Below are 25833 nucleotides of genomic sequence, written 5' to 3' on the forward strand. Positions count from 1 at the left end.
CCGATGCCGGGAAATTCCCGGCCCACCCCAGGCCAAGCCACATTCATCGCTCGTTCACCTGCCGTTCACCTCTGGCGTCCCTCGCGCCTCGACGACCCCAGTTCGCAGCCGCTCCCGCTCCCGTGCCGGATCGAAACCCGCGGGCGGATACTCCAGGTCGAGGGTGTCGAAGGTCTCTCGGAGCAGGTGGGCCACCGCCCAGTCCCGGTACCACTTGCGATCGGCGGGCACCACGAACCAGGGCGCGGCGTCCGTGCCGCACCGGCCCAGTGCCTCGGCGTACGCGGCCTGATAGTCGTTCCAGCGGGCCCGGGCGGCCACGTCCGCCGGGTTGTACTTCCAGTACTTGCGCGGGTCGTCGAGCCGTTCGAGCAGGCGCTCGCCCTGTTCCGCGTACGAGATGTGCAACATGACCTTGATCAGGGTCACGCCGCTCTCGGTCAGCTCGCGCTCGAAGGCGTTGATCTCGTCGTACCGGGCCCGCCAGGTGGCCGCAGGCACCAGTGCCTCGACCCGGGCCACCAGCACGTCCTCGTAGTGGGAACGGTTGAAGACCCCCAGGTAGCCGGCGGCCGGCAGCGCCCGCCGGATCCGCCACAGGAAGTCGTGCCGCAGCTCTTCGGGGGTCGGCGGACCGAAGGAGCGGATGTGCAGCCCCAGCGGATCCATGGCACCGGCGACCCGCTTGATCGTGCCGTCCTTGCCGCCGCAGTCCATCGCCTGGAGCACCAGCAGCACCCGCCGCGCCGGTCCCGACCCGCCCGGCCGGCTGGACCCGCCGAGGGACCCGGGACCGTCCACGGGACCCGGGTCGGGATCGGCGACCTTCGCCTCCGCGTAGAGCATCTCCTGCTGCCGGCCCAGCTCGGCTCCGATCAGCCGCACCTGGGCCCGGGCCCAGGCCTTCCGGCGCTCACCGGTCACCGTCTCGCCCGGCAGGCCCGGTGTGGACCGCGGGTCGACCGTGCCGAGGTCGACCGGCGCCGTCGCCCTCAGCAGCCACCGCAGGGGCCCGTCGACCGGCGCTACGACTTCCGTCTCACGAGGTGCCACCCTCGGATCATCACCCGTCGACGCCGAACCCGCGCGCCGACCGCCCCCGATGATCATGAGGTTGGCGGGGATCCGATGATCGAAGCCGCCGTCAACCTCATGATCGGCGGGCGCACGCGGTGGGGGTCAGAGAACGAGGGCGAGCCACTTGCGGTACGCGGTGGCGAAGGGCTCGGTGCCGTCGCCGAGCGCGGTCAGGAGCCACCGCGCCGCCGCCTCCGCCTCGGCCACCAGCTCCTCCGGATAGCCGAAGCGCACCCGGTGCTCGGCGAACTCGTCCTCGTCACGCAACTCCACGACGCCTGTCGCACGTCGGCGGACCACGTCCAGGTCGAGGTCGTAGAGGTGGACGGTGTCGTCGGATTCCCAACGGGCCGGGCTGGCGATGTCGCAGTAGACCTCGCTGGTGCGGGGCGGCGGGTTGAACATGCCGGTCCACCACGCCTGGTGGGGCACCAGGAGCACGAACGGAATCTGCTCCACCGACGGCCGCCCGTGGTAGATCGACTTCGTGCCGACCGGTACGCCGAGCCAAACCCCGAGGTCGTCCTCTGCGAGCCGACGGGCCGGGTAGTCGCGGTGGGCGCTGCCGTCGTACTTGCGGTAGATCACGCGGACCACGTCGCTCGGCATGAGTCGCACCCTAACCGATATCGCCCACTCGTCGTAGCGCCGATGTAACGGGCTGAACCCGACGGGCCGCCACGCGGCGGAGGGGCGCGCCCGGTGTCGGCGGCGGCGGGTACCGTCGCACGGTGACCCTGCCCCGCGCCGCCACCGGTTCCAGCACCCCGTCGGCCCGTACGGGGCGGCGGCGCGGCACCCGGCCGAGCGGCGAGAAGCTGCTCGCCGCCGCCGTGGGGGCCGTCCCCGGTGGCACCGCCCGCCCCGGCCAGCAGCAGATGACGGCCGCGATCGAGGAGTGCGTGACCGCCCGCGAGCACCTGCTCGTGCAGGCCGGCACGGGCACCGGGAAGTCCCTGGGTTACCTCGCTCCGGCGCTCACCGTCGAGGGGCCGGTCGTCGTCTCCACCGCCACCCTCGCGCTCCAGTCCCAGCTCGTCGACCACGACCTGCCCCGGCTGGCCGACGCGGTCGAGCCGCTGCTCGGCCGCCGCCCCACCTTCGCCGTGCTGAAGGGCCGACACCATTACCTCTGCCTTGCCCGGCTCGACAACTCGACCGAGGAGGAGCCGACCGACGGCCTCTTCGACGCACCGTCCTCCGGCCCGGCCGGCGGCAAGTGGCTCGGCGAGGCCGGCCGGCTGGGCAAGCAGGTTCAGCGGCTACGGGACTGGGCCATGGATACCGCGACCGGGGACCGGGATGAGCTGGATCCGGGCGTCGACGACCAGGCCTGGCGCCTGGTCTCCATGCCGGCCCGGGAGTGCGTGGGGGCGACCCGCTGCCCGTTCGGCGCGGAGTGCTTCGCCGAGGCGTCCCGGGCCCGGGCACGCGAGGCGGACATCGTCGTCACCAACCACAGCCTCCTCGCGGTGGACATGCTCGCCGGGCGGCAGATCGTGCCGCCGCACAAGCTGCTCATCGTCGACGAGGCGCACGAACTGGCCGACCGGGTCTCCTCGGCCGCACAGGCCGAGCTGGTACCGGAGCTGATCGACCGGTCCACCCGTCGGGCCCGGCCGCTGCTGAAGCCGGAGACCGCGGAGGCGCTGACCGCCGCCGGCGACGCGCTCGCGGTGGGGCTCGCCGAGGCGCCGGCCGGGCGACTCACCGCCGGCCTGCCCCCGGCGTTGCGCGAGGCGTGCACCCTGCTCGACGCGGCCACCCGGGCCGCGCTCGACGCGATCGGGGACGTCAAGTCCGACGATCCCGACCCGGTACGCAAGCAGCAGGCCCGGGCCGTGCTGGACGAGCTGTCGACCACGGCGCAGCGGCTGCTGGAGGAGAACGAACACGACGTCGCCTGGGTCGAGAAGCCCGACAACGGTAGCCGCCGGGCGCTGGTGGTGGCCCCGCTGTCGGTCGCCGGCACCCTCGCCACCCACCTCTACGAGGACCGCACCGTGGTGGCCACCTCGGCCACCCTGACCCTCGGCGGCCGGTTCGACACGGTGGCCCGGGCGCTGGGGCTGGAGGCCCCGGCCGCTTCGCCGCCCTCCCCGGCGGCCGCCGCCCTGGCCGCTTCCACCGACAGGAGTGGCCGCACGGGTACCAGCAGCGGCGGCCGCCGAGGCGAGGCGGGTGCGGAGCGCGAGGCGGGGGCTGCGCCCACGAGCGGGCCGGGCTGGCGGTCACTGGACGTCGGTTCGCCGTTCGACTACGCCCGGCAGGGCATCCTGTACGTCGCCGCCCACCTGCCCAGACCGAGTGTCTCGGGCCTGCCCGACGCGGCCGGTGAGGAGCTGCTGGACCTGGTCCAGACACTCGGTGGTCGTACCCTCGGGCTCTTCTCCTCGCGGCGGGCCGCGCAGCAGGCGGCGGAGCTGGTCCGGGCGCGGACCGACCTGCCGGTGCTGCTGCAGGGCGAGGACGCGCTGCCCCTGTTGGTCCGCCGGTTCCGCGAGCAGCGCGAGACCTGCCTGTTCGGGGTGATGTCGCTCTGGCAGGGGGTGGACGTGCCCGGCGACTCCTGCCAGCTGGTGGTGATCGACCGGCTGCCCTTCCCCCGGCCGGACGAGCCGCTCGCGGCGGCCAGGGCGGCCGCGGTGGACGCCGGCGGCGGCTCGGGTTTCGCCGCGGTCAGCGTGCCGATCGCCGCCATCCGGCTGGCGCAGGGAGTGGGACGGCTCATCCGGGCGACCGGCGACAAGGGAGTCGTCGCTGTGCTCGACTCACGGTTGGAGACCGCTCGCGGCTACGGCCCGTTCCTGCGCCGCTCACTGCCGCCGTTCTGGTACACCACCCGGCGGGACGTCGTCCAGGGCGCGCTGAAGCGCCTCGCCGCGTCCTGACCGGACCGTCGCGGTCCGTCGTGGACGGCGGGGCCGTCAGGGGGTCTGCGAGGCGACCACCACGGCGTCCGGCGGAGTCGCCGGCACCGTACGGGCGGCGAGCCGGCGGATCGCCGTGTTCAGGACCGCGATCAGCGGTACGGCGACCAGCGCGCCGGTGATCCCGGCGAGCACCACCCCGGCGGCGATACCGATGATCACCGCGAGCGGGTGGATGGCCACCGCGCGCCCCATGATCAGTGGCTGGAGCACGTGCCCCTCCACCTGCTGGACGCCGATCACCACGCCGAGGATGATCAGCGCGGTCACCGGCCCGCTGTCGACGAGCGCGACCAGCACGGCGACCCCGCCGGAGAGCGCCGCCCCGACGATCGGGATGAACGCCCCCAGGAAGACCAGCGCGGCGAGCGGGAAGGCGAACGGAATGTCGAAGATGACCAGGAAGATGCCGATGCCGACGGCGTCGATGAAGGCGACAAGCACGGTGGCCCGTACGTAGGCGACCAGCGTCCCCCAGGCGGCGCGGCCGGCGTCGTCCACCCGCCAGCGGGCGGCCACGGGCAGCAGCCGGACCAGGAAGCGCCAGATCCGACTGCCGTCGCGCAGGAAGAAGAACGTGGCGAAGAGCACCAGCAGCAGGCCGGTGACCACCTCGGCGAGGGTGCCCGAGATGGTGGTGGCCGCATCCGTGAACCGGCCGGTGTTCTCACTGACCCACTTCTGGCCCTCCTCGATGTAGCGATCCAGCTGGCTGTCGGAGACGTGCAGCGGGCCGGTCTTCAGCCACTCCTGGATCTGCCGGACACCCTGAGTGGACTTCTCGCTCAGCTCCGGCACGCCCTTGATGAACTCGTTCACCACCAGGGTCAGCGTGCCGACCACCGCGGCCAGACCGGCGACCAGCACCACCCCGGTCGCCAGCGACCGGGGGAAGCGGACCCGCAACAACCAACCCACCGCGGGCGCCAGCAGCGCCGACAGCAGCAGCGCGATGGCGAGCGGAATGATGACGATGCGGATCGTGCCGACGATCCGCAGCAACGCCCAGGCGACCAGGCCGATCACGATCAGACGCCACGACCAGGCGGCGGCGATGCGCAGCGCGTGCGGCACCTCGGCGTCGTCCCGGCTGGTGGTGCTCGGCGGCGGGGGCGGCGGCAGTTCCTCGTCGACCATCGTCGGCGGCGGTGGCGCCACCGGGCCCGGCGACGCCGGCGCGGCCACGCCGGCGTCGGCGGGAACGTCGCTGGAGGTGGCCCGCGCGGATCGTCTGGACGACCGCACCGTCTCGTACGCACGACGGAACCGGTCGCGTACCCGCTCGAAGCGGCTCAAGCGCACCTCCTGGCAAGACGGCCGGTCCGCCCACGGTGACAGGTCGGACAGCATACGCCAGCCTTCGCCACCATAGGCCTCATCCGCAACATTGCCCTGGCCACCGTGACGGTAACCACCGGTCGAGGGGCGGGGGCGACACGGTAGCGTCTGCGACGTGACCGCCGACAAGGATCTCGACTCCGGCCTGCCCATCCGCCTGCTGCACGACCGCGTGCTGGTCAAGTTGGAGGGGAGCGAGGGCGAGCGCCGCTCCAGCGCCGGCATCGTGATCCCGGCGACCGCGGCGGTGGGCAAGCGTCTGGCCTGGGCCACCGCCGTCGGGGTGGGTCCGAACGTCCGCTCCATCGTCTCCGGCGACCGGGTCCTCTTCGACCCCGACGACCGGTCGGAGGTCGAGCTGCACGGCCGGGGCTACGTGCTGCTGCGCGAGCGGGACGTGCACGCCGTCGCCGCCGAGCGGGTGGAGGTCGACGCCACCGGGCTCTACCTCTAGCCCCCCCGTGGTCGGCACCGAACGGTGCCGACTTCCCCGTCCCCGACCGCACGGACACCGTTTGCACCGCTCCCCGCCGGGAAGCCAGCCGGACCACCGGCCCTGGGGAGGGACGATGCCCGAATGGATCAGGAAGCTGCTGTTCTGGGGCTTCATCGCGTTCCTGATCTACTTCATGGCGTTCCGGCCGGACGGTGCGGCGAACATCTTCAAGGCGATCGGGGCGGGTCTGGTGGCCATGTTCCAGGGGCTCGGTGACTTCCTCACCAGCCTGATGACCTGACCCGGCCGGCGACCCGCGCCGGTCCGCCCGAGCACCCGCACCGGTCGGCACCGGCTCGCACTCCGGCGCCGCCCGGTCAGGCGTGCCAAGGCGGGCCGGGCCGCGGCGCGTGCCAGCCCGGCGGCGCGGGCGCGGGTGGTGGCCCGCCCAGCACCACCGGAATCGGCACCACCGGCTCGTCCGGCGCGTTCACGGTCCGCTGGGAGCCGTCCGGGAATCGCAGGTGGTAGCGGTCGCCGTCCCACACCCCGGCGGGCGCCTGCGGGTCCCGGCCGACGAAGAACGAGCGGTACGCCGTGATCGCCTCCAGCAGCTCCCGCTCTTCCCGGGCGGTACGCTCCCGATCCGCCGCCTTCCGGTCCAGGCCGCGTAGCGAACCGTCGCGCAACAACGCCAGCCGGGTGGCCGCGAACTGGTAGCCGCGCATCGCCCTCACCCCGGCGTCCCCGCCCACCCGTCGCGCCCAGGCGCGGGCCGCGTGCCGGCGGCCGAGGCTGCTCAGCGCCGCCACCTCGGGTGGGCTCAGCCAGCCGGCCCGGACGTAGTCCGGCAGCCTGCGCTCGGTGAGCCGCCCCTCCCAGGCCCGTAGCCAGACAGCCAGCCCGACCATGCCGAAGAAGATCGGCACCATCAGGCCGATGAAGCCGTACAGCATGATCAGCGGCTGGTTGGTGGCCTGGCTGAGTGTCGGCAGCAGGTTCCACGTGCCGTGCAGCATCATGGCCACCAGCAGCCCGGCGACGGGGGCGAGCACCCGGACCCGGCGGTCGGCCGTACGGGCGGCGATGCCCAGCCCCACACCGGTCATCGAGGTGAAGAGCGGATGGGCGAACCCGAACAGCAGGATCCGGACGATGAAGATGGCGATGACCTGCTGCGCCCCGGTCGCCGGCCCGTACCGGTCCACACCTGTCGCGAAGCCGTACCCGCCGAGGTAGAGGATGTTCTCCACCATCGCGAAGCCGACCGCCGAGAGCCCGCAGTAGACCAGCCCGTCGGTGATCCCGGACCACTCCCGTCGCCGGAACACCAGCAGCAGGATCGGCCCGAGTGCCTTGGTCGACTCCTCGACGAAGGGTGCGACGAGCACTCCGGTGAGCGCGGCCGGCAGTTTCGCGTGGGCGATCTGGCCGGCCGCGAAGTCGTTCACCGTCAGCGAGGCGGCGGTGGCGACGAACGCGCCCCAGGCGAAACAGAAGATCAGGTACTTCAGCGGCTCGGGTTCGTACCGGTCGAGCCAGAGGAAGCAGGCGACCAGCACGGGCACCGGCAGGATGGCGGCCACCGTGCCGATCAGCAGCGCCTGCACGCCGATGTTCTCGCCGATCGTGTAGACCATGAAGACCGCGCACGCCGCGATGAGGAGCACCAGCCCGGCGAGCACCAGGAACCGCCGCCAGCCCAGCCGGCGCAGCGGCATCCGGAGCACGGCACCCGGACCGGGCGGAACGGACGGCGACGGCGGCGCGCTGCCGGGCGGGGTGTCGGCCATGCGGTCAGCCTAGCCACCGCCGGGCGGGTGGTCCTGGCGCATCGGCAGCCGCTATGCTGCCGACAGGTCACGAGCGCCAGCGTCAAGCCCCGGCTTGCTGGCCGGCAACCCTCGTCGAGTTCGCGGTGGGGTGCCCCGGGTGATGACCGGGCCCGGCCCGATCCGCGTGCCGGGCAAGCGCGGACCCCGTCCCGACGTAGCCCCGGGGTCCCTGGCCCGGGAGGTTCCGGCGTGTCCGTCACCCTCGTATCCCCGATCGACACCCTGTCGGCCGCTCCGGCCGGCAGCGAGCCGCTCAGCGTGCTCGGCGTACCGGGTGAGATCAATCTCGACTACGCGGCCACCGCGCCGTGCGCGCGGGTCGCGGCCGACGCGGTGGCCGCGCTGCTTCCGTGGTACGCGAGTGTGCACCGCGGCGCCGGGGCCCTCTCCCGCCGCTGCACGCTCGCCTACGAGCGGGCCCGGCAGACGGTCGGTGACTTCTTCGGCGCCCGGGCCGAAGACCATGTGATCTTCACCCGCAACACCACCGACGCGCTGAACCTGCTGGCCCGGGCGTTGCCCCCCGGCACCACCGTGGTCACCTTCGGCGGCGAGCACCACGCGAACCTGCTGCCCTGGCCGCGTGGCTCGGTCCGGCTGCCCGTGCCCGCGGACCCGGCCGGGGCGGTACGTGCCCTGGACGCCGCGCTCGCCGAGCTACGCCGGGCGGCGCAGCCCGGGCTGCCGGTGCTGGTGGCGGTAACCGGGGCGAGCAACGTGACAGGCGAACGCTGGCCGGTGGCCGAGCTGGCCCGGGTGGCCCGGCGCCATGGGGCCCGGATCGCAGTGGACGCCGCGCAGCTCGCCCCACACGCACCGGTCGACCTGCTGGCGCTGGACGTCGACTATCTCGCCGTCTCCGGCCACAAGCTCTACGCCCCGTTCGGGGCCGGAGCGCTGGTCGGCCGGGCGGACTGGCTCGACGCGGCGCAGCCGTACCTGGCCGGCGGCGGCGCCACGGCCCGGGTCGGGGCGGCCACCCACGAGGTCACCTGGGCGGTCGGGCCGGCGCGGCACGAGGGAGGAACCCCGAATCTGCTCGGCGCGGTCGCGCTGGCCGCCGTCTGCGACGCCCTCGCGGACGCGGACCGCGCCGCGCTGCACGACCGGGAGCAGCGCCTGCTCGGCCGGCTGCGGGACGGAATCGCGGCGCTGCCGCACGTCGTGGAGCTGCGCACCTTCGGTCCAGACGCGCCCCGGGTGGGCATCGTCTCCTTCGTGGTGGCGGGGCGGGACTCCTCCGACGTGGCTGCCGAGCTGGCCCGGGAGCACGCCATCGGGGTACGCGACGGATTGTTCTGCGCCCATCCGCTCGCCCAGCGACTGCTCATCGAGGCGGCCACGCGCGCCGGACGGCGGGACCTGCCGCCGACCGCGTTGCGGGCCAGCATCGGGCTGGGCAGCACGGAGGAGCACATCGACCGGCTGCTCGCGGCCCTCGCCACGTTCGCCTGAGCGCCCGGCGGCGGACCGCCGCCCGGCCCACGGGCACGGCCCGCCCGGTCGGCGGGCACACCGCGTGCCCGGCCGGCCGGGCGGCAGGTCAGCCGACCGGAGGCGCTATCGGGGGTTTCGGCCGTCCGCCGTCCGGTTCGGGGCGGCCGCCCGGGGGCGCGTTGTGGTTGCCGAAGGACTGCCGGATCAACCGGTTCGCCTCCTCCTGATCGATGCCGGAGGCCACCAGCAGGTCACTCGCCGCGGTCCGCACCTGGGCCACGACCACGCTGCCGGAGAAACCCACCCCCTCGTCGTACGCCCGGCCGGCCTCGCTGACCGCGCGCAGCGACCGTTCCCGGGCCTGCTGCGGCTCGTCGCCGACGGCGAACTCGTGTCTGAGCAGGCGCACCGCTTCCGCGAGGTGATCGACCGCGTCCGGCATCGGCTCGGGGACCGGCTCCTCGTCCTCGATCAGGGTCACCGCGCGGCGGATGAGTGTGCCGCTGTTGCGCATCGCCCGGTCGATGGGCTCGGCCGCCTCCGCGTAGTGGGTCAGCTCGTTGCGGCGGTGCCACCGCGCCGGTGACAGGGTCGCGGTCTCCTTGGCCCCATCGATCGCCTCGACGAAGGTGTCCAGCTCCGACTTGTTGTTACGGAGCCGGTCCAGCGCCCGCTGCACCCGGGCGCGATCCCGGGTGCGCAGCCCCTCCGCGGTGGCGTCGAGCTGCGTGGCGAGCAGATCGAGCGCCGGCCGGGCGGCCCGGTTGAGCACCCGGAGCGGGTTGAGCGGCAGCAGGATCGCGGTCACCAGCAACGCGACCCCGCCGCCGAGGAAGGCGTCGACGAACCGAGGTATCTCCAGGTTCATCGTGGAGGGGCTCAGCGTCACGATCAGTACGGCGGTGGCCGCCGCCTGGATCACGATCGCCACGCTCGCGCCCGCGAAGATCGTCAGCAGGATGGCCGCGGTGACCACGAGGCCGAGTTGCCAGGCCCCGGTGCCGAGGACGTAGATCAGGCCGTCGCCGATCGCCACCCCGATCGCCACCCCGACGATCAGCTCCACCGTGCGCCGGAACCGCTGGCCGACGGAGGCAGCCAGGGTGCCGACCGCCGAGATGGGAGCGAAAACCGGCTGCGGGTTGCCGAGCAGGCGGTGCGACACCAGGTACGCCAGCAAAGCCGCCAGCCCGGCCTGCACGGCCAGCCCGGCGGCCATCCGGACCCGGTGCAGCCGATCGTGCAGGGTCGCCTTGCTGAGGTGGCGGACCTGCTCCATCGCGTCGGCGATACGCGCACTGTCGACGTCGGCGACCAGCTCCCGAGGGCGCACTCGCCTGATCCGTCCACGCTCCCGGGTCGCCATGTCCGCTACTACCCGAGGTGTGCCGGGTGAATCCTCGCTTCCGCACCGTTCCCCGGCTGGGGCAGACTCGTCGCGTGGCCGACCTACTCGAACGGTGGCGGGCGGCGGCCCGGGGCGCCGGGGCGACCGGCCCGGCCGGGCTGACCGACGCCGGGGAAGAGTTGATACACCGGTGGCGGGAGCCGCACCGGCACTACCACACCGTCGACCACCTGCGCGCGGTGCTCGACGTGGTCGATCGGCACGCGGAGCTGGCCGGACGACCGGATCTGGTCCGGCTGGCCGCCTGGTGCCACGACGCGGTCTACGACCCACGCGCCGGCGGTGACGCGAACGAACAGGCCAGCGCCGAGCTGGCCGTCCGCCTGCTCACCGGCCTCGGGCTGCCGGCCGACGCGGTGACGGAGGTCCGCCGGCTGGTGCTGCTCACGGCCGGGCACCAGGTCGACGCCGGGGACGCCGATGGTGCCCTGCTCTGCGACGCCGACCTCGCGGTGCTGGCCGCGCCGCCTGCGGCGTACGAACGGTACGCGGCGGCGGTGCGGCGCGAGTACGCACACGTGCCCGAACCGGACTTCCGGATCGGCAGGGCCCGGGTGCTCAGCGCGCTGCTCGGCCTGCCCGCGCTGTTCCGGTCACCTCCGCTGGCCCGCCGTTGGGAGCGGCCGGCACGGGCGAACCTGCGCCGCGAACTGGCGGCCCTGGCCACCCCGGGACCCGCTCCGGCGTAGCGGAACCGCCGGCTTGCGCCGCCCGTACCAGGTGCTTCGGCCGGCGCAGCCCGGCGCCGCGGAGCAGCCGGACCAGCTCGCGGCTGGGCACCACCCGCGCACCGAGCCAGACGGCCACCGGGAACCGGTCGGCCGGGATGTCGTAGTGGTCCCGGTCGAAGCCGCGCCGAGGCGCACCGAGCGCCTCGGCGAACGCGTGCAGTTCCGCGTAGGAGACGTCGCTGATCAGATGGGACCAGAGCCGGCCGCGCGACGGCCAGGCGGGCCGATCCAGGTAGAGCATGGCCGTAAACCTAGCGCGGTGCCCGGGACCGTCGGCGGCGTCGCGGCGAGGGCCGGGCGACGATCCGGCGTGGCCCGGTGCACGATCCTGGATGCCACGCTTGCCACGCACCGCAGTGGATCATGTTGATGAACGGCGTACGGGCACCTAGCCTCTCCTGCATGGCCGGATCCCCCCTCATCGACGAACTGCGTGCCGCCCTCGGCGAGAGCGCCGTGCTGACCGATCCGGACCTGCTCCGGACGCACGAACGCGACGAAGCCGACCTCTGCGCCGCCGGCACCCCGTTGGTCGTCACCCGCCCGCGCAGCACCGAGGAGGTGGTGGCCGTGGTCCGGGCCGCGGCCCGGCACGGCGTACCGGTGGTGCCGCAGGGAGCCCGTACCGGCCTCGCGGGCGCCGCGAACGCGGTCGACGGTGCGGTGGTGCTCAGCACCGTCGCGATGAACGAGATCCGGGAGATCGACCCGGTGAGCCGGATCGCGGTGGTGCAGCCGGGCGTGGTGAACGCGACGCTGGCCGCCGCGGTGGCGAAGCAGGGGCTCTGGTACCCACCGGACCCCGGCTCCTGGGAGTCCTCCACCATCGGCGGCAACGTCGCCACCAACGCCGGCGGCATGTGCTGCGTGAAGTACGGCGTGACCACGGAGTACGTGCTCGGCCTGGAGGTGGTGCTCGCCTCCGGCGAGGTGCTGCGTACCGGCCGGCGGACGGCGAAGGGCGTGGCCGGGTACGACCTCACCAGGCTCTTCGTCGGCTCGGAGGGCACCCTCGGCGTGGTCACCGAGGTGACGGTCGCGCTGCGCCCGGCGCCGGCGGAGTCGCTCACCCTGGTCGCGGTCTTCCCCACCACTGCGACCGCGGGCACGGCGGTGGCCGAGATCGCCGCCTGCGGGCTCAGCCCGAGCCTGCTGGAACTGCTGGACCAGACCCACCTGCGGGCCATCGAGGCGTACCGGCCGATGGGCCTGCGTACCGACGCCCAGGCGCTGCTGCTGGCCGCTGCCGACACCGGCACCCGGGCCGCGGACGACCTGGCCGCGCTGGCGGAGGTGTGCGAGGCGGCCGGTGCCGACGAGGTCTACGCGGCCACCGACGCGGTCGAGGCGGCCGCCCTGCTCCAGGCCCGCCGGCTCGCTCACCCCGCGATGGAGAAGTTCGCCGCGGACGCGTACCCGGGCGGCAACGGCGGCCTGGTCATCGACGACGTGGCGGTGCCCCGCGGCTCGCTCGCCGCGCTGCTCGACGGGCTGTCCCGGATCGCGACGGAGTGCGACGTGCCGATCGGCGTCGTGGGGCACGCCGGGGACGGCAACATGCACCCGAACATCGTGGTGGACCGCGCCGACCCGGCCAGCCTGGAACGCGGCCGGCGGGCCTTCGACGAGATCATGCGGCTGGGGCTGGAACTCGGCGGCACCTGCACCGGGGAACACGGGGTGGGCCTGCTCAAGCGGGATTGGCTGGCCCGCGAGATCGGACCGGTGGGCGTACGCGTGCACCAGGCGATCAAGGCGGCGCTGGACCCGGCCGGGCTGCTGAACCCCGGCAAGGTGCTCTGAGCCTCCGGGCCGCGGTGAGCCGGACCGGCCGGCGGGCCGGCGCGTTCGCCGGGCACCGGCACCACTGCCGGACCCGACCGGCGTGCGGGCCGGCCCGGTGGCGAGGTGGCGCCGTTCAGCCCTTCAGCTCGGCGGGCGTGGCCTGGGTGAGCAGCAGCAGGATCTCGCCGGCGATCCGGGGATCCTCCACCCCGGGGCAGTCCTCGGTGGTGATCGACCCGACGGCGGTGAGCAGGCTGGAGGTCAGCGCGTCGATGCAGGTCGACCGGTAGTGCCGTGCCTGGTCGGTCTCCGTGGCGAGCGCCGGGTCGGTGAGCAGTTGCTGCAACCGGTTCACCTGCTCCGGGGCGAGGCTGCCGGTGGAGTTCACCCCGTCCCCGGCGCAGTCGAGGCACTTCCAGACGCCGTCCCGCTCGACCTGGAGGGTGCGCAGCGGGCCGTACTCGCCGAGCTTCTGGAAGAGGCTCACCTGGCCATCCCCGACGGTCGTCGGGGCACCCGGCTCCGGTAGCGCGCTGGCCGGATCGTTCGGCGCGGGCACCGGCTCCTCTGTGGACGCGTGGACCAGGGCGCAGCCGGTCATCGTGGCGACCAGCACCGCGCTGAGGAGAGGGCCGAGCAGACGGGAACGGGAACGGCGTGACACTCGCCGGAAGCTACAGCACCGCCGGTTGTGCCTGGTAGCCCTACAGCTCGGTAGCTTACGGCGAGCACCCGTCGCCGGCAGCGGTCAGCTGGAGGGCAGCTTCGCCGGGTCGCCGTCGCCGCCCCGATCGGCGGCGTAACCGCGCACGTCCGGCGCGCCGAGCCGGACCGCGTCGGCCGCGACGTCGTCCGGCATCAGCTGGGACTCCCGCTCCGCCTCGACCCGGGCCCGGTAGTGCTCCACCTCGCGGGCCCGGCGCGCCGCGTCCCAGCCGAGCACCGCGCCCATCAGTTCCGCCGCGTGCTCCGCCGACTCGACGCCCCGGTGACTGGTCTCGATCGAGATCCGGGTACGCCGGGTGAGCACGTCCTCCAGGTGCAGCGCCCCCTCGGCCCGGGCCGCGTACGTGACCTCGGCGGCCAGGTACTCCGGCGCTCCGGCCAGCGGGACGCCGAGCAGCGGCTCGGCGTCGATCAGCGCGAGGACGTCCAGGGTGAGGGTGCCGTACCGCTCCAGCAGGTGCTCCACCACGCCGACCGGCACGCCGTGTCGCCGCGCCAGGTCGGCCCGGTCCCGCCACATCGCGGTGTACCCGTCCGCGCCCAGCAACGGCAGGTCGGCGGTGCGCGACGGACGCACCCCACCGAGGCGCCGCGCGGCCCGGTTCACCACGTCCGAGGCCATCACGCGGTACGTCGTGTACTTGCCGCCGGCCACCAGCAGCAGCCCGAGCATCGGCTCGACGACCGCGTGCTCACGGGAGAGCTTCGAGGTGGAGTCCGCCTCACCCGCCAGCAGCGGACGCAGCCCCGCGTACACCCCCTCGATGTCCGCCGTGGTGAGCGGCCGGTCCAGCACCGTGTTGACCTGATCGAGCAGGTAGTCGATGTCGCTCGCGGTCGCGGCCGGATGGGAGCGGTCCAACTGCCAGTCCGTGTCGGTGGTGCCGATGATCCAGTGACCGCCCCACGGGATGACGAAGAGGACGCTCCTGGCCGTACGCAGGATCAGGCCGGCCTCGCCCGTGATCGCCGAACGGGGCACCACCAGGTGCACACCCTTGGAGGCCCGTACGCGCAGCCCGGGCCGCAGCCCGACGTCGTTCAACATCCGCGCCATGTCGTCGCTCCACACGCCGGTGGCGGCGATGACGGTACGGGCCCGCACCTCGAACTCGGCGTCCGGCGAGCCGGCCGGCGCCTCCATGTCCCGTACCCGGACCCCGGTGACCTCCCGCGCCTGCCGGATCAGGCCGACGGCGCGGGCGCTGCTCACCACGGTGGCACCGAGGCTGGCCGCGGTGCGGGCCAGGGTCACCACCAACCGGGCGTCGTCGACCTGGCCGTCGTAGTAGCGGATCGCCCCGGCGAGCACGTCGGCGCGCAGACTCGGGAAGATCCGGCGGGCCCCCTCCCGGGTCAGGTGCCGGTGCAGCGGCATGCCGCGGCCGGTGCCGAAGATCCCGGCGAACGCGTCGTACGTGGCCACCCCGGTGCCGTAGTAGGAGCGGCGGAAGACCCGTCCCGGCAGGTCGCGAACGCCTCGGCCGGCGGGGAGCGGCACCAGGAACGGCACCGGCCGGACCAGGTGCGGCGCCAGCCGGGTGGCCAGCAGCCCACGCTCGGTTAGCGCCTCGTGGACCAGGTGGAACTCCAACTGCTCCAGGTAGCGCAGCCCGCCGTGGATCAGCTTGCTGGAGCGGCTGGAGGTGCCTGCGGCGAGATCACGCGCCTCGACCAGGGCCACCTTCAGCCCTCGGGAGGCGGCGTCCAGGGCAGCGCCCGCGCCGGTCACCCCACCGCCGATCACCAACACATCGAACCGCTCCGCCCGAAGTTTGCGCAGGTCGCTGCTGCGACGGTCGGGCGACAGCCGGCCGGCGACGGATCGGGAGACGTTCGGGTCGCGCACCCGTCCACCGTAACCGCCGAGAACATCCGGCGGCACGTCGCAGGGGCTCGCCCCGCCGGCCCGACCGGTGCGCGCCCGGGGTCACCCGCGGCCGTACCGGTCCGCGGGCGGCGGCCCGTCGTACTGTTTCTCAATGCCCCTTCCCCCGCCGTGGGCCGACGCCCGCGCGCCGAACAGTTCCTCGCCCTGGCCGGTGGTCGGGGCCGTCCTGGTCGGCTGCTGGAGCGTCGCGGTGACCGGGCCGACCCAGATCGGCGGCTGGCTGGTCGACCAGGTGCTGCTCGGCTTCGGGCGGGACCGGGTCGGCTGGCTCTGGCCGGTGGCGGGCCTGCTGACCGTGCTGCTGGTCGGTACGCCCGCGCTGCTGCTCGCCCTGCTGCCTCGCTCGGGCGTGGTCCGCGCCACCGGCCGGGTCTGGCTGGCCGGCGCGGTCGTGCTCGGCTCGTTCACGCTGCTGCGGGCCGTCCCACCGGTGCATCAGGAGGCGTACCTCGCCGGGCTCGCCGTCACCGCCGCGCTGGCCGCGCTCGTCCTGGGCCGGCTCGCTCGCCGCCGGCCGGGGGTCGTGCCGGCGGGTGGGGCCGACCCGGGCGGCGCCGCGCCGCGCCGCGGGTTGCTCGGTGGGCTGCGGCCCGCGCCGGTCACGTTGCTCGCGATCGCCGGCGGACTCACGCTGCTGCTGCCCTGGACCTGGCTGGGTGCGCTCGGCGGGCTGCTGGAGACGGTGCTCGCCGCGCTGGCGGCCGCCGCGCTCGGCGCGGTGGCCGGGGCGCTCCTCGACGCCGGTTTCTGGTCCCGGTTCGCGGTCGGCGAGCCGCCCCGGCCGGCCCGCCTGGTGCTGGTCGGCGGCTTGGTCGCCGGCGTGGCACTGCTGCTGCTCGCCGCCGGCGCCGGCCAGTCGGGCGCACAACTGCCGGCCCTGCTCACCCTCCCCCCTACCGGTTTCGCGTTGGCCGCTCTGCATGCCGCCGCCCGCCGTCGGGCGCCCGCCGGCGTGGTGTCCGCCGCTCCGACCCGGTGGCTCGTCGGGCTCGCCGCGTTCGGACCGCTGGCCTTCGCCGACCCGGAGGAGATCACGCTGCTGCTGGTCGGTACCCGGGACGTGCCGTACTGGGTGGCGGTCACCGCGGGTGCCGGGCTCGCCGTTGCGCTGCTCCTCGCCGCCGGGTACGGGGTGCTGCTCGCCCGCCGCCGCGCGCGTACCCCGAGCCGGCGGACGGCTGCGATCACCGTCGCGGCGCTGCTGGTGGCGCTCGTCGCGGTGGACCTCGGCCCGGGGCAGCCCGGGCTGTACGGCGAACGCCTGCTCGTGGTGCTGCGCCAGCAGGCCGACCTGAGCGACCTTCCCGCCGCCGCACCGGGCCGGGCCGGCCGCGACGCCCGGGCTCGCGAGGTGTACCGGCGGCTGGTCGACACGGCCGACCGGTCCCAGGCGGGCCTGCGCCGGGAGCTGACCCGCCTGCACCTGCGCCCGAAGTCGTACTACCTGGTGAACGCGATCGAGGTCGACGGCGGACCGGTGGCGCGGGCGTGGCTGTCCGGCCGGCCCGAGGTGGGCCGAGTGCTGGTGAGCCAGCGGCTGCGCCCGTTGCCCGCGCCGGCCGGCATCACCCGGGGAACCGACCCCGCCCCGAGCGGCCCGGAATGGAACATCCGGCGGATCGGCGCCGACCGGGTCTGGACGCAGCTCGGGGTGACCGGCGTCGGCGTGGTCGTCGGCACTTCGGACTCCGGGGTGGACGGTCGTCACCCGGCCCTGACCGAGGGCTTCCGGGGCGGCGACGACTCCTGGTTCGACCCGTGGGACGGCACCCGCTCCCCCACCGACTCCGGTGGGCACGGCACGCACACCCTCGGCAGCGCCGTCGGCCGCGGCGGCATCGGGGTGGCTCCGGGCGCCCAGTGGGTGGGGTGCGTGAATCTTGCTCGCAACCTGGGCAGCCCCGCCCACTACCTCGACTGTCTCCAGTTCATGCTCGCCCCGTTCCCGGCCGGTGGTGACCCGTTCACCGCCGGGCGTCCCGAACGGGCACCGGACATCCTCACCAACTCGTGGGGCTGCCCCGGGATCGAGGGCTGCGACCTGGGCGTTCTCCGGCCGGCGACCGCCGCACTCGACGCCGCCGGAATCTTCGTGGCCGCCGCGGCCGGCAACACCGGCCCTTGGTGCGGCTCGGTCGACGACCCGCCCGCGCCGTACCCGGACGTGCTGACGGTGGGGGCGGTGGACGACCGGGACCGGGTGGCGGAGTTCTCCTCGCGCGGGCCGGCGCCCGGCGGTGCCGCGAAACCCGACGTGGTGGCCCCGGGCGTCGGGGTGCGATCGGCGATGCCCGGCGGCGGGTACGGCACCCTCGACGGCACCTCGATGGCGACCCCGCAGGTGGCCGGCGTGGTGGCGTTGATGTGGTCGGCGAACCCGGCGCTGATCGGTGACGTGGCCCGGACCCGGCAACTGCTTCGGGACACCGCCACACCGGCCCAGCCGACCTACCGGTCCCGCAACCCGTCGGACGCGTGCGGCGGGGACGCCAACATCACCGGCGCCGGGCTGGTCGACGCGTACGCCGCCGTGCGTGCGGCCCGGTGACCGGCTCCTGAGGCGAGGGGCCGGCGCTCTTGCGCTGACCCGTACCCCGTGCTCTAGGGTCGGCGACCATGGACGCAGAGATCATCGTCGTCGAGCTGACCCCTGAGCTGGCACCGGCTGTCGTACGGCTCTGCGAAGGGGCACTGGACCTGCCGGAGGACGCGGCCGAGGCAGCCGTCATCGTGGACGCGCTCTGGTCCCGGGCGGCGGGCGACCGGCCCGTCTTCGCCCTGGGGGCGTACCGCGGGCCGGAGCTGGTCGGGGTGCTGATCGGCTCGATGCCGGCGGCCGACCAGCGACTCGGGCACGTCGACCTGGTCGCGGTCGCACCGGAGCACCGCCGCCGGGGTGCCGCCCGGGCGCTGCTGGCCGGCGCGGAACGGCGCCTCGCCGGGCTGGGCGCGGCGGAGGTGCTGCTCGCCGGCAATCCGCCGTACTACGCCTGGCCGGGCATCGACGTCCGGTACACCCCGGCGGTCTGCGCCGCGCTCGCGCTCGGCTACCAGCAGGACCGGACCGCGTGGAACATGACGGCCGACCTGTCGTACGACGACTCGCCGGCGTTGCGTTCCACGGATGCCGCGGAGCGCCGCCTCGCCGGTCAGGGTGTGACGGTACGCGAGGCGGAGCCGACGGACCTGCCGGCGTTGACCGAGCTCGCCCGCACCACCTTCGGTGGGACCTGGGACGCCGAGCTGGCCGGCTCGGTGGGCCGCTCCGGTGCCGGCTGCCACCTGGCCGAACGGGATGGTGAGGTGATCGCCTTCGCGGCTTACGGCTCGTCCCGACCGAGTTGGTTCGGCCCGATGGGCACCACTCCGGCGGCCGAGGGCTCGGGAATCGGTGGGGTGCTGCTACGGCGGTGCCTGCGCGACCAGCGGGCGGCGGGGCACGATTCGGCGCAGATCGGCTGGGTCGGGCCCGTACCGTTCTATTCGCGCAGCGCGGGCGCCCGGATCGAGCGCGTCTTCTTCCTGTATCGGAAGCAGATCGAGGATTGATAAAAGGGCGAATGGGATATAGACCCAGATAATGCCATTCGCCCTCACCGACCAGCGCCGCCCCCTACCGTTTCGGTAGAGGAGGCAGCCATGACCACGGACGAAGAGAGCGACGACATCGCGCCCGTCACCTGGACGCCGGTCGGCGATCTCCCCGGCCATCTCCCGATCGACCGGCTGGACTACGGCGACGCCGAGCAGCTCGCGGAGATGACCGACACCGACGAACCGGTGACCGAGGAGCCGCTGGAGATGGTGGACGCGCCGATCAAGGTGCGCGCCCCGTACGACCGGGCGCACAAGCGGCGCAACCAACGACCGCTGCCGACCTGACGACAGCCCGGCCACCGAGCCCTCTCAACCTGAACCGCGGTGAGCGCCACCGTGTCCCGACTCGGTTTCCCGGCGGGCGGCGGGGGAGGTTGTGAGAAGGGCCCACTGACGGCGAACGGGGCGGGCCGCTGACGCGACCCGCCCCGTTTTCGACCGGAACTTCAGGACTCAGAAGTCCATCTCTCCGCCACCCGGGCCAGCCGGGGCGGCCGGGGTCTTCTCCGGCTTGTCCGCCACGACGGCCTCGGTGGTGAGGAAGAGCGCCGCGATCGACGACGCGTTCTGCAGCGCCGAACGGGTCACCTTGGCCGGGTCGATGATGCCCGCGGCCAGCAGGTCCACGTACTCGCCGGTGGCGGCGTTGAGGCCGTGGCCCGGCTCCAGGTTGCGGACGCGCTCGACGACCACGCCACCCTCGAGGCCGGCGTTGACGGCGATCTGCCGCAGCGGGGCGTCCAGCGCGATCTTGACGATCTGCGCGCCGGTCGCCTCGTCGCCGGTCAGGTCCAGCTTGTCGAAGGCGGTCTTGCCGGCCTGCACCAGCGCGACGCCACCACCCGGGACGACGCCCTCCTCGACGGCGGCCTTCGCGTTGCGGACGGCGTCCTCGATGCGGTGCTTGCGCTCCTTCAGCTCGACCTCGGTGGCCGCGCCGACCTTGATCACCGCAACACCGCCGGCCAGCTTGGCCAGGCGCTCCTGCAGCTTCTCGCGGTCGTAGTCGGAGTCGCTCTTCTCGATCTCGGCCCGGATCTGGTTGACCCGGCCCTGGATCTGCTCGGCGTCACCGGCGCCGTCGACGATGGTGGTCTCGTCCTTGGTCACCACGACCTTGCGGGCGCGGCCCAGCATGTCGAGGCCGGCGGCGTCGAGCTTGAGGCCGACCTCCTCGCTGATGACCTGGCCACCGGTGAGGATGGCGATGTCGGTCAGCATGGCCTTGCGGCGGTCACCGAAGCCCGGCGCCTTGACGGCGACCGACTTGAAGGTGCCACGGACCTTGTTGACCACCAGGGTGGCGAGGGCCTCGCCCTCCAGGTCCTCGGCGATGATCAGCAGCGGCTTGCCACCCTGCATGACCTTCTCGAGGATCGGGAGCAGGTCCTTCACCGACGAGATCTTGCTGTTCGCGATCAGGATGTACGGGTCGTCGAAGACGGCCTCCATACGCTCCGGGTCGGTCATGAAGTACGCGGAGATGTAGCCCTTGTCGAAGCGCATACCCTCGGTGAGCTCCAGCTCCAGGCCGAAGGTGTTGCTCTCCTCGACGGTGATGACGCCTTCCTTGCCGACCTTGTCCATCGACTCGGCGATGATCTCGCCGACGCTGGTGTCAGCAGCCGAGATGGAGGCGGTGGAGGCGATCTGCTCCTTGGTCTCCACGTCCTTGGCGAGCTTCAGCAGCTCCTCCGAGACGCTGGCCACGGCGGCCTCGATGCCCCGCTTCAGGGCCATCGGGTTGGCACCGGCGGCCACGTTGCGCAGGCCCTCACGGACCAGGGCCTGGGCCAGGACGGTCGCCGTCGTCGTGCCGTCACCGGCAACGTCGTCGGTCTTCTTCGCGACCTCCTTGACCAGCTCGGCGCCGATCTTCTCGTACGGGTCCTCGAGCTCGATCTCCTTGGCGATGCTCACACCATCGTTGGTGATGGTGGGGGCACCCCACTTCTTCTCGAGCACGACGTTGCGGCCCTTGGGGCCGAGGGTCACCTTAACGGCGTCGGCGAGCTGGTTCATGCCCCGCTCGAGGCCGCGGCGCGCCTCTTCGTCGAACGCGATCATCTTGGCCATACGGCGTTGTCCTCCTGGACACTCACGGGCCACCCGAGTGTGTGTCCCGGATGGGCCGCCTGGTGTACGCACCTTGGAACGTCGCCATCAGGTGACGACGACGCCTCCTCGGCCGGGCCGGATAGCCCGCGACGACCGGCCACGTGCCCCACCAGCGGCTTGTCCCGCCGGTGTGGCCGCAGCCCCACCGCCCCGACCTTTGGCACTCACAGTGTGCGAGTGCCAATACCTTGTTTAGCACTCTCCCATGCCGAGTGCAAGCAGCACCAGTTTGTCAGCCGAGTTCCGCAGCCAGCCTCGCGCTGTTCACCGGGCCTTCCTGGGCGCGCTGTTCGGCGTACGTCACCACCAGCCCCACCAGTTGCATGAGCTGCGCGGGAAGGGCCAGCACCCCGGTGACCACCAGCACCGAGATCACACCGATCGCCGTACCGGCGGAACCGAACGGATCGAGGCCGAACGGCGCGCTCCCGGCCGCCTGCACGACACCCGCCACGATGCTGACGACGATCACCAGCGCCACCACCAGCAGCACCCGCCCGAGCACCATCCCGAGCCGCTTGTGGAACATCCCCCACGCCCGGCCCAGCGGGTTCTCCCGCTCGAAGAGGTAGACCGGACCGAACAGGCTCAGCGCGGCGGCGAGATAGATCCCGGGCAGGGCGCAGAAACAGAGGCCCACCGCGATGATCAGACCGGTCAGCAGCGTCCAGCCCCAGAGCCCGAGCATCCGGCGCGCGCCGTAGCGCAGGGCGGTACCCAGGTCGACCGGCTCACCGGCCCCCTGGCGGGCGATCACCCACGTACCGGCCGCCCAACCCAGGCACTGCACCAGCCCGACCAGCACGCTTCCGACGATGGTCACCAGGAGCAGGGTGGTCACGTCGCCTACGAAGGTGTCCGGCAAGCTGGTGGGGTCCTGAGCGATCGAGGCGTCCCATCGCGCGCTCGGATCCACCCCGACACTGATCACCGACAACACCACCGCCGGCAGGACCTGGGTCAGCAGCAGGAGCGGAAGCAGTACGCGCCAACCGCGTCGCACCGCGCCGAGGCAGCGCTCCCACCAGCCGCCGAGGCCGACCCCGGGCGGCGTCACCAGCGGGTCGTTCGGGTCGACGCCGGGCGGATACCAACCGGTGACGGGCCCCCCGTACCAGGTCTGACCGGGGTATGGCGCCGCGGCGGGCGGATAGCCACCGGACGGCGGTACAGGCGGGTAGCCGCCGGGAGGTCCCCAGGGGGTCGACGGGTTCGGGTCCCAGCCGGGCTGCGTGCCCGGGCCGCCCGTACCGGCCGGATCCCAGCCGGGCTGGGTACCCGGGTAGCCGGGTTGCGCGCCCGGGTAACCGGGCTGGCCGGGCTGCGCGCCCGGGTAACCGGGCTGCGGGCCGGGTTGCGCGCCCGGGTAACCGGGCTGGCCGGGCTGCGTACCCGGGTAACCGGGCTGCGGGCCGGGCTGACCCGGGGGTGGGGTGGCCGGGGGCGGCAGGTCGGACATGAACCCTCCTAGCAACAGCTGGACCGGCCCATGATCTTCCTTGCTGGTGTGCCCCGTGCGCAGCCCCGCCCAGGCGGATGCCCGAACCGTAATCAACCGCCCGGCGAACGCTTGATCGACTCGAGTTCCTCGATGTCTCGACTTCCTTGATGTCGGGGGGTCGCCCGATCCGGGACAGCCCGACATCAAGGACGGCGAGTCGATCACTCACGCTCGGGCCGCGAATCGGGTCACGCGCTTGACGCAACCGGCTGCGCTGATCCGCGGACCGAGGCCCGGACCGGGTGATGCCGCGTTGCGCGCGAACCCGGTCCAGGTGACGCCCGGAACCCGTGCGGGACGGGCTGCGTCAGCCGACGACGCGCACCCGCTCCGCCTGCGGACCCTTCTGCCCCTGGGCGATCTCGAACTCCACCCGTTGGCCGTCGTCCAGCGCCTTGTAGCCGTCCATCTCGATCGCGGAGAAGTGGACGAACACGTCCTGACCGCCGTCGACGGCGATGAAGCCGTAGCCCTTTTCGGCGTTGAACCACTTCACGGTGCCCTGTGCCACGGTGCACTTCCTCACTCTGCCCGGCGTTCCCTACCCCGAGCGCCCGGGCACGGCCGGGCGCTCGGAAACCACCGTTTCCGCTATCGGCGACGGACGGGAAAACGGTGACCGAAATCGCACGCTACACGAGGCGTGACGGCGGCGCACGACCACAAAACAGGGCATAATTCGCCGATGACTGCCGGGGAGTCATCGGTGGCTGTCGCTGTGGTAGGTATGCGGGTGTGACGAGCGCTCCGGACGATGTCGGAGGCAGCCGGCCGGAGGTCCGCCGGGTCCGGCCGGGAGATGCGGCCCGGATGCGAGCGCTACGGCTGGAGATGCTCGCCGACGCCCCGCTGGCCTTCCTGGAGACCGTCGCCGACGCGGCGGCCCGGCCACACGCCGAGTACGCCGTCCGGATCGCGTCGACCTCCACCGGGCCGCAGACCGCGCAGTTCGTCGCCGACCCCGGCGGCCGGTTGGTCGGGCACGCCGGCGGCACGGTGATCCCGTCCGAGCCCGGGCTGACCGTCGTCTACGCCGTCTACGTCACCCCGCTCTGGCGGGGCAGCGGGTTGCTCGCCGACCTTGTCGAGGCGGTGGCGGCCTGGTCACGGGCGTGCGGACGACCCGAGTTGATGATGGAGGTCGTGGTCGGCAACGACCGCGCCTACCGGGCGTACCAGCGGCTCGGCTTCACGGACACCGGCGTCCGCGTGCCGCACCCGACCATCCCGGCGATGACCGAACTCCAGATGCGCCGCGCCGCCTGAGCGGCGAGCCCGCTGGCCGGCGTCGACGAGGGCCCCGGCAGAGCGGATCGGCCGGGGCCCTGCTGCTCAGACGTGCCGGCGGGACTGGACGACGCGGAAGCGGTTGGCGACGTACGCCCCGTCGGTGAGCGCGGCGTTGGCGGCCGCGTTGGCACCGCTGCCGTGGAAGTCGGAGAACGCCGCCGACTGGTTCACGAACACCCCGCCGGTCAGGTTGCAGGACAGGTGCACCCCGACCTCGATGGCCACCGCCTCGGTCGCGTCGAGCACCGCCTCATCGGTCGAGTAGACGCCGGCGGTGAGTGCACCCTTCTCGCCCACCGTGCCACGCATGATCTCCAGGCTGTGCGCGGTGGACTCGGTGGGGATGACGAACGAGATCGGCCCGAACCACTCCCGGCCGTAGGTCGCGGTGTCGTTCGCGGCAACCTTGACCACCGTCGGCGTACGGACTACGGCGCCCGGGAAGGAGGGGTGCTCGACCGTGCGCGACTCCAGCACCGGCGCACCGACCTTGGTGACCTCGTCGAGCCGCTCCAGCACCCCGTCGTTGACGATCGCCCCGGTGAGCTCGACCCCGCGGGCCGCGTCGGCGGTGAGCTTGGCGACCGCCGCGGCGATCCCGCCGGCCACCTCGTCGAAGCTCTTGTGCCCCTGGTCGGTCTCGATGCCGTCCGCGGGGATCAGGATGTTCTGCGAGGTGGTGCACATCTGGCCGCTGTAGAGGGTGAGCGTGAAGCCCAGGTTGCGGCACATGCCCGCGAAGTCGTCGGTGGAGTCGATGACCACCGTGTTGAGGCCCGCCTTCTCGGTGTAGACGGACGCCTGCCGGGCGTTGGCCTCCAGCCAGTCGCCGTACTCCGTGGAGCCGGTGAAGTCGACGATCTTCACGGCTGGGTGCAGGGCCAGCGAGGAGGCGAGCTTCTCGCCCGGCGCCTCGGTGGCGAGCAGCAGCAGGTTCGGGTCGAACCCGGCCTCGGCCAGGACCTCCCGGGCGTACTTGACCGTGATGGCCAGGGGCAGCACGGCACGGGGGTGCGGCTTGACGATCACCGGGTTGCCGGTGGCCAGCGAGGCGAAGAGCCCCGGGTACGAGTTCCACGTCGGGAAGGTGTTGCAGCCGACGACCAGGGCCACGCCACGCGGCACCACGTGGAACGTCTTGGTCATCCGCAGCGGGTCACCCTTGCCTGCGGCCTTCTCCCAGCCGGCCTGCCCCGGGTGCCGGGTCATCTCGGCGTACGCGTAGGCGAGCGACTCCAGCGCGCGGTCCAGCGCGTGCGTCCCGCCGGCCTGGAAGGCCATCACGAAGGCCTGGCCGCTGGTGAACTGCACCGCGTTGGCCAGCTCGAAGACGTTCTTGTGCAGCCGGTCGAGGATCTCCAGGCAGACGCCGATCCGGGTCTGCGGGCCGGCGTCACGCCAGGCGGGCAGGGCGGCGCTCGCGGCGGCGACCAGCTCGTCGACCCCGGCGTGCGGGTAGCGCACACCCAGCTCCACCCCGAACGGGCTCGCCTCGGTGGCGACCCGGTCGCCGGCGCCCGGCTGGTCGAGCGGGAAGTCGCCGTTCAGGTACGCCTCGAAGGCGGCCTTGCCGTCGGCTGCGGCGGTCTCGCCGTACACCCGGGGGCTGGGCGATTCCGGGTAGGCGGACCAGTATCCGCGCTCAGTGATCGCGGTCAGCGCACGGGTGAGGGTGTCGACGTGCCGGTCGTAGAGGGGGTGCGGGGTGTCCGTCATGCCCGTCATGATGCAAC

At 73.3% G+C, this 25833-nt stretch carries 20 protein-coding genes, 3 pseudogenes and 1 riboswitch; of the genes and pseudogenes, 11 read left to right on the top strand and 12 right to left on the bottom strand.

What is annotated here, in order from left to right:
- Positions 1-54: 54 nt before the first annotated feature.
- Entirely contained in the window at positions 55-1053 is a 999-nt protein-coding gene (locus BXA10_RS02190; protein WP_076466924.1) for a PPK2 family polyphosphate kinase, read from the bottom strand.
- A 126-nt stretch (positions 1054-1179) separates the two neighbouring features.
- On the bottom strand, positions 1180-1686 hold the full coding sequence (locus BXA10_RS02195) for a DUF402 domain-containing protein (RefSeq protein WP_076466926.1): 507 nt from the start codon (positions 1684-1686) through the stop codon (positions 1180-1182).
- A 122-nt stretch (positions 1687-1808) separates the two neighbouring features.
- On the opposite strand from BXA10_RS02195, the pseudogene BXA10_RS32655 reads away from it, so the two are divergent.
- Positions 1809-3170 (top strand): annotated as a pseudogene (locus tag BXA10_RS32655) (ATP-dependent DNA helicase); the annotation flags it as partial.
- Between the two features lie 114 nt (positions 3171-3284).
- Positions 3285-3968 (top strand): annotated as a pseudogene (locus BXA10_RS32660) (ATP-dependent DNA helicase); the annotation flags it as partial.
- Between the two features lie 36 nt (positions 3969-4004).
- Here BXA10_RS32660 and BXA10_RS02205 read toward each other — a convergent pair.
- On the bottom strand, positions 4005-5498 hold the full coding sequence (locus BXA10_RS02205) for an AI-2E family transporter (RefSeq protein WP_425436011.1): 1494 nt from the start codon (positions 5496-5498) through the stop codon (positions 4005-4007).
- Here BXA10_RS02205 and BXA10_RS02210 point away from each other — a divergent pair.
- Positions 5461-5799 (top strand): GroES family chaperonin, encoded by a 339-nt coding sequence (locus BXA10_RS02210; RefSeq protein ID WP_076466932.1) that lies wholly within the window; start codon positions 5461-5463, stop codon positions 5797-5799. The two genes, BXA10_RS02205 and BXA10_RS02210, sit on opposite strands and share 38 nt — an antisense overlap.
- A gap of 115 nt (positions 5800-5914) precedes the next feature.
- On the top strand, positions 5915-6082 hold the full coding sequence (locus BXA10_RS31300) for a hypothetical protein (RefSeq protein WP_165947321.1): 168 nt from the start codon (positions 5915-5917) through the stop codon (positions 6080-6082).
- Positions 6083-6158: 76 nt separating this feature from the next.
- On the opposite strand, the gene BXA10_RS02215 is transcribed toward BXA10_RS31300, so the two are convergent.
- Positions 6159-7574 carry a PrsW family intramembrane metalloprotease gene (locus tag BXA10_RS02215; protein ID WP_245828093.1) on the bottom strand — a complete coding sequence of 472 codons (1416 nt, stop codon included), beginning with the start codon at positions 7572-7574 and terminating at the stop codon, positions 6159-6161.
- A gap of 65 nt (positions 7575-7639) precedes the next feature.
- A riboswitch (SAM riboswitch) is annotated at positions 7640-7760 on the top strand.
- 45 nt (positions 7761-7805) lie between these two features.
- On the opposite strand from BXA10_RS02215, the gene BXA10_RS02220 reads away from it, so the two are divergent.
- The gene (locus BXA10_RS02220) at positions 7806-9071 is read left to right on the top strand and encodes an aminotransferase class V-fold PLP-dependent enzyme (RefSeq protein ID WP_076466934.1); all 1266 of its coding nucleotides are present in this window, start codon (positions 7806-7808) and stop codon (positions 9069-9071) included.
- 88 nt (positions 9072-9159) lie between these two features.
- Here the strand turns inward: BXA10_RS02220 and BXA10_RS02225 are convergent, their stop codons facing one another.
- Positions 9160-10419, bottom strand: coding sequence for an FUSC family protein (locus BXA10_RS02225; RefSeq protein ID WP_076466936.1), 1260 nt, complete (start codon positions 10417-10419; stop codon positions 9160-9162).
- Between the two features lie 74 nt (positions 10420-10493).
- Here BXA10_RS02225 and BXA10_RS02230 point away from each other — a divergent pair, with 74 nt between their 5' ends.
- Entirely contained in the window at positions 10494-11150 is a 657-nt protein-coding gene (locus tag BXA10_RS02230) for an HD domain-containing protein (protein WP_076466938.1), read from the top strand.
- Positions 11151-11220: 70 nt separating this feature from the next.
- On the opposite strand, the pseudogene BXA10_RS02235 reads toward BXA10_RS02230, so the two are convergent.
- Positions 11221-11433, bottom strand: a pseudogene (locus BXA10_RS02235) (DUF4031 domain-containing protein); the annotation flags it as partial.
- A 161-nt stretch (positions 11434-11594) separates the two neighbouring features.
- Here BXA10_RS02235 and BXA10_RS02240 point away from each other — a divergent pair.
- The gene (locus tag BXA10_RS02240) at positions 11595-12995 is read left to right on the top strand and encodes an FAD-binding oxidoreductase (RefSeq protein ID WP_076466940.1); all 1401 of its coding nucleotides are present in this window, start codon (positions 11595-11597) and stop codon (positions 12993-12995) included.
- 115 nt (positions 12996-13110) lie between these two features.
- On the opposite strand, the gene BXA10_RS02245 is transcribed toward BXA10_RS02240, so the two are convergent.
- Entirely contained in the window at positions 13111-13641 is a 531-nt protein-coding gene (locus tag BXA10_RS02245) for a hypothetical protein (protein ID WP_076466942.1), read from the bottom strand.
- 84 nt (positions 13642-13725) lie between these two features.
- The gene (locus BXA10_RS02250; RefSeq protein WP_076466944.1) at positions 13726-15552 is read right to left on the bottom strand and encodes a glycerol-3-phosphate dehydrogenase/oxidase; all 1827 of its coding nucleotides are present in this window, start codon (positions 15550-15552) and stop codon (positions 13726-13728) included.
- Between the two features lie 133 nt (positions 15553-15685).
- Between BXA10_RS02250 and BXA10_RS02255 the strand changes: the two genes are divergently transcribed.
- The 3 genes from BXA10_RS02255 (at position 15686) to BXA10_RS02265 (ending at position 19476) form a co-directional block, all read left to right on the top strand.
- Positions 15686-18142, top strand: coding sequence for a S8 family serine peptidase (locus BXA10_RS02255; protein WP_076466945.1), 2457 nt, complete (start codon positions 15686-15688; stop codon positions 18140-18142).
- Between the two features lie 68 nt (positions 18143-18210).
- Complete coding sequence (locus BXA10_RS02260) at positions 18211-19143, top strand: GNAT family N-acetyltransferase (RefSeq protein ID WP_076466947.1); 933 nt, start codon at positions 18211-18213, stop codon at positions 19141-19143.
- A 90-nt stretch (positions 19144-19233) separates the two neighbouring features.
- Complete coding sequence (locus tag BXA10_RS02265) at positions 19234-19476, top strand: hypothetical protein (protein ID WP_245828094.1); 243 nt, start codon at positions 19234-19236, stop codon at positions 19474-19476.
- A 168-nt stretch (positions 19477-19644) separates the two neighbouring features.
- Here the strand turns inward: BXA10_RS02265 and groL are convergent, their stop codons facing one another.
- From groL to BXA10_RS02280, 3 genes are all read right to left on the bottom strand, one after another.
- Positions 19645-21267, bottom strand: coding sequence for a chaperonin GroEL (gene groL, locus BXA10_RS02270; protein ID WP_076466948.1), 1623 nt, complete (start codon positions 21265-21267; stop codon positions 19645-19647).
- A 274-nt stretch (positions 21268-21541) separates the two neighbouring features.
- Positions 21542-22768, bottom strand: coding sequence for a hypothetical protein (locus BXA10_RS02275; RefSeq protein ID WP_076466950.1), 1227 nt, complete (start codon positions 22766-22768; stop codon positions 21542-21544).
- A gap of 349 nt (positions 22769-23117) precedes the next feature.
- Complete coding sequence (locus BXA10_RS02280; RefSeq protein ID WP_076466951.1) at positions 23118-23321, bottom strand: cold-shock protein; 204 nt, start codon at positions 23319-23321, stop codon at positions 23118-23120.
- Between the two features lie 224 nt (positions 23322-23545).
- Between BXA10_RS02280 and BXA10_RS02285 the strand changes: the two genes are divergently transcribed.
- Positions 23546-24076 carry a GNAT family N-acetyltransferase gene (locus BXA10_RS02285; protein WP_076466953.1) on the top strand — a complete coding sequence of 177 codons (531 nt, stop codon included), beginning with the start codon at positions 23546-23548 and terminating at the stop codon, positions 24074-24076.
- A gap of 66 nt (positions 24077-24142) precedes the next feature.
- Here BXA10_RS02285 and paaN read toward each other — a convergent pair whose 3' ends face one another.
- Positions 24143-25816: a phenylacetic acid degradation protein PaaN gene (paaN, locus tag BXA10_RS02290; protein ID WP_076466954.1), complete on the bottom strand. Its 1674-nt coding sequence runs from the start codon at positions 25814-25816 to the stop codon at positions 24143-24145.
- Positions 25817-25833: the final 17 nt, after the last annotated feature.

This window comes from Micromonospora avicenniae, assembly GCF_900156065.1.
GTDB lineage: Bacteria > Actinomycetota > Actinomycetes > Mycobacteriales > Micromonosporaceae > Micromonospora > Micromonospora avicenniae.

Coding starts and splice junctions, on each gene's coding strand:
- BXA10_RS02195 (WP_076466926.1), bottom strand. CDS start 1,686: ATGCCGAGCGACGTGGTCCGCGTGATCTACCGCAAGTACGACGGCAGC.
- BXA10_RS02205 (WP_425436011.1), bottom strand. CDS start 5,498: ATGGGCAGGCCGGAGTCGAGATCCTTGTCGGCGGTCACGTCGCAGACG.
- BXA10_RS31300 (WP_165947321.1), top strand. CDS start 5,915: ATGCCCGAATGGATCAGGAAGCTGCTGTTCTGGGGCTTCATCGCGTTC.
- BXA10_RS02215 (WP_245828093.1), bottom strand. CDS start 7,574: ATGGCCGACACCCCGCCCGGCAGCGCGCCGCCGTCGCCGTCCGTTCCG.
- BXA10_RS02225 (WP_076466936.1), bottom strand. CDS start 10,419: ATGGCGACCCGGGAGCGTGGACGGATCAGGCGAGTGCGCCCTCGGGAG.
- BXA10_RS02240 (WP_076466940.1), top strand. CDS start 11,595: ATGGCCGGATCCCCCCTCATCGACGAACTGCGTGCCGCCCTCGGCGAG.
- BXA10_RS02255 (WP_076466945.1), top strand. CDS start 15,686: ATGCCCCTTCCCCCGCCGTGGGCCGACGCCCGCGCGCCGAACAGTTCC.
- BXA10_RS02260 (WP_076466947.1), top strand. CDS start 18,211: ATGGACGCAGAGATCATCGTCGTCGAGCTGACCCCTGAGCTGGCACCG.
- BXA10_RS02265 (WP_245828094.1), top strand. CDS start 19,234: ATGACCACGGACGAAGAGAGCGACGACATCGCGCCCGTCACCTGGACG.
- groL (WP_076466948.1), bottom strand. CDS start 21,267: ATGGCCAAGATGATCGCGTTCGACGAAGAGGCGCGCCGCGGCCTCGAG.
- BXA10_RS02275 (WP_076466950.1), bottom strand. CDS start 22,768: ATGTCCGACCTGCCGCCCCCGGCCACCCCACCCCCGGGTCAGCCCGGC.
- paaN (WP_076466954.1), bottom strand. CDS start 25,816: ATGACGGACACCCCGCACCCCCTCTACGACCGGCACGTCGACACCCTC.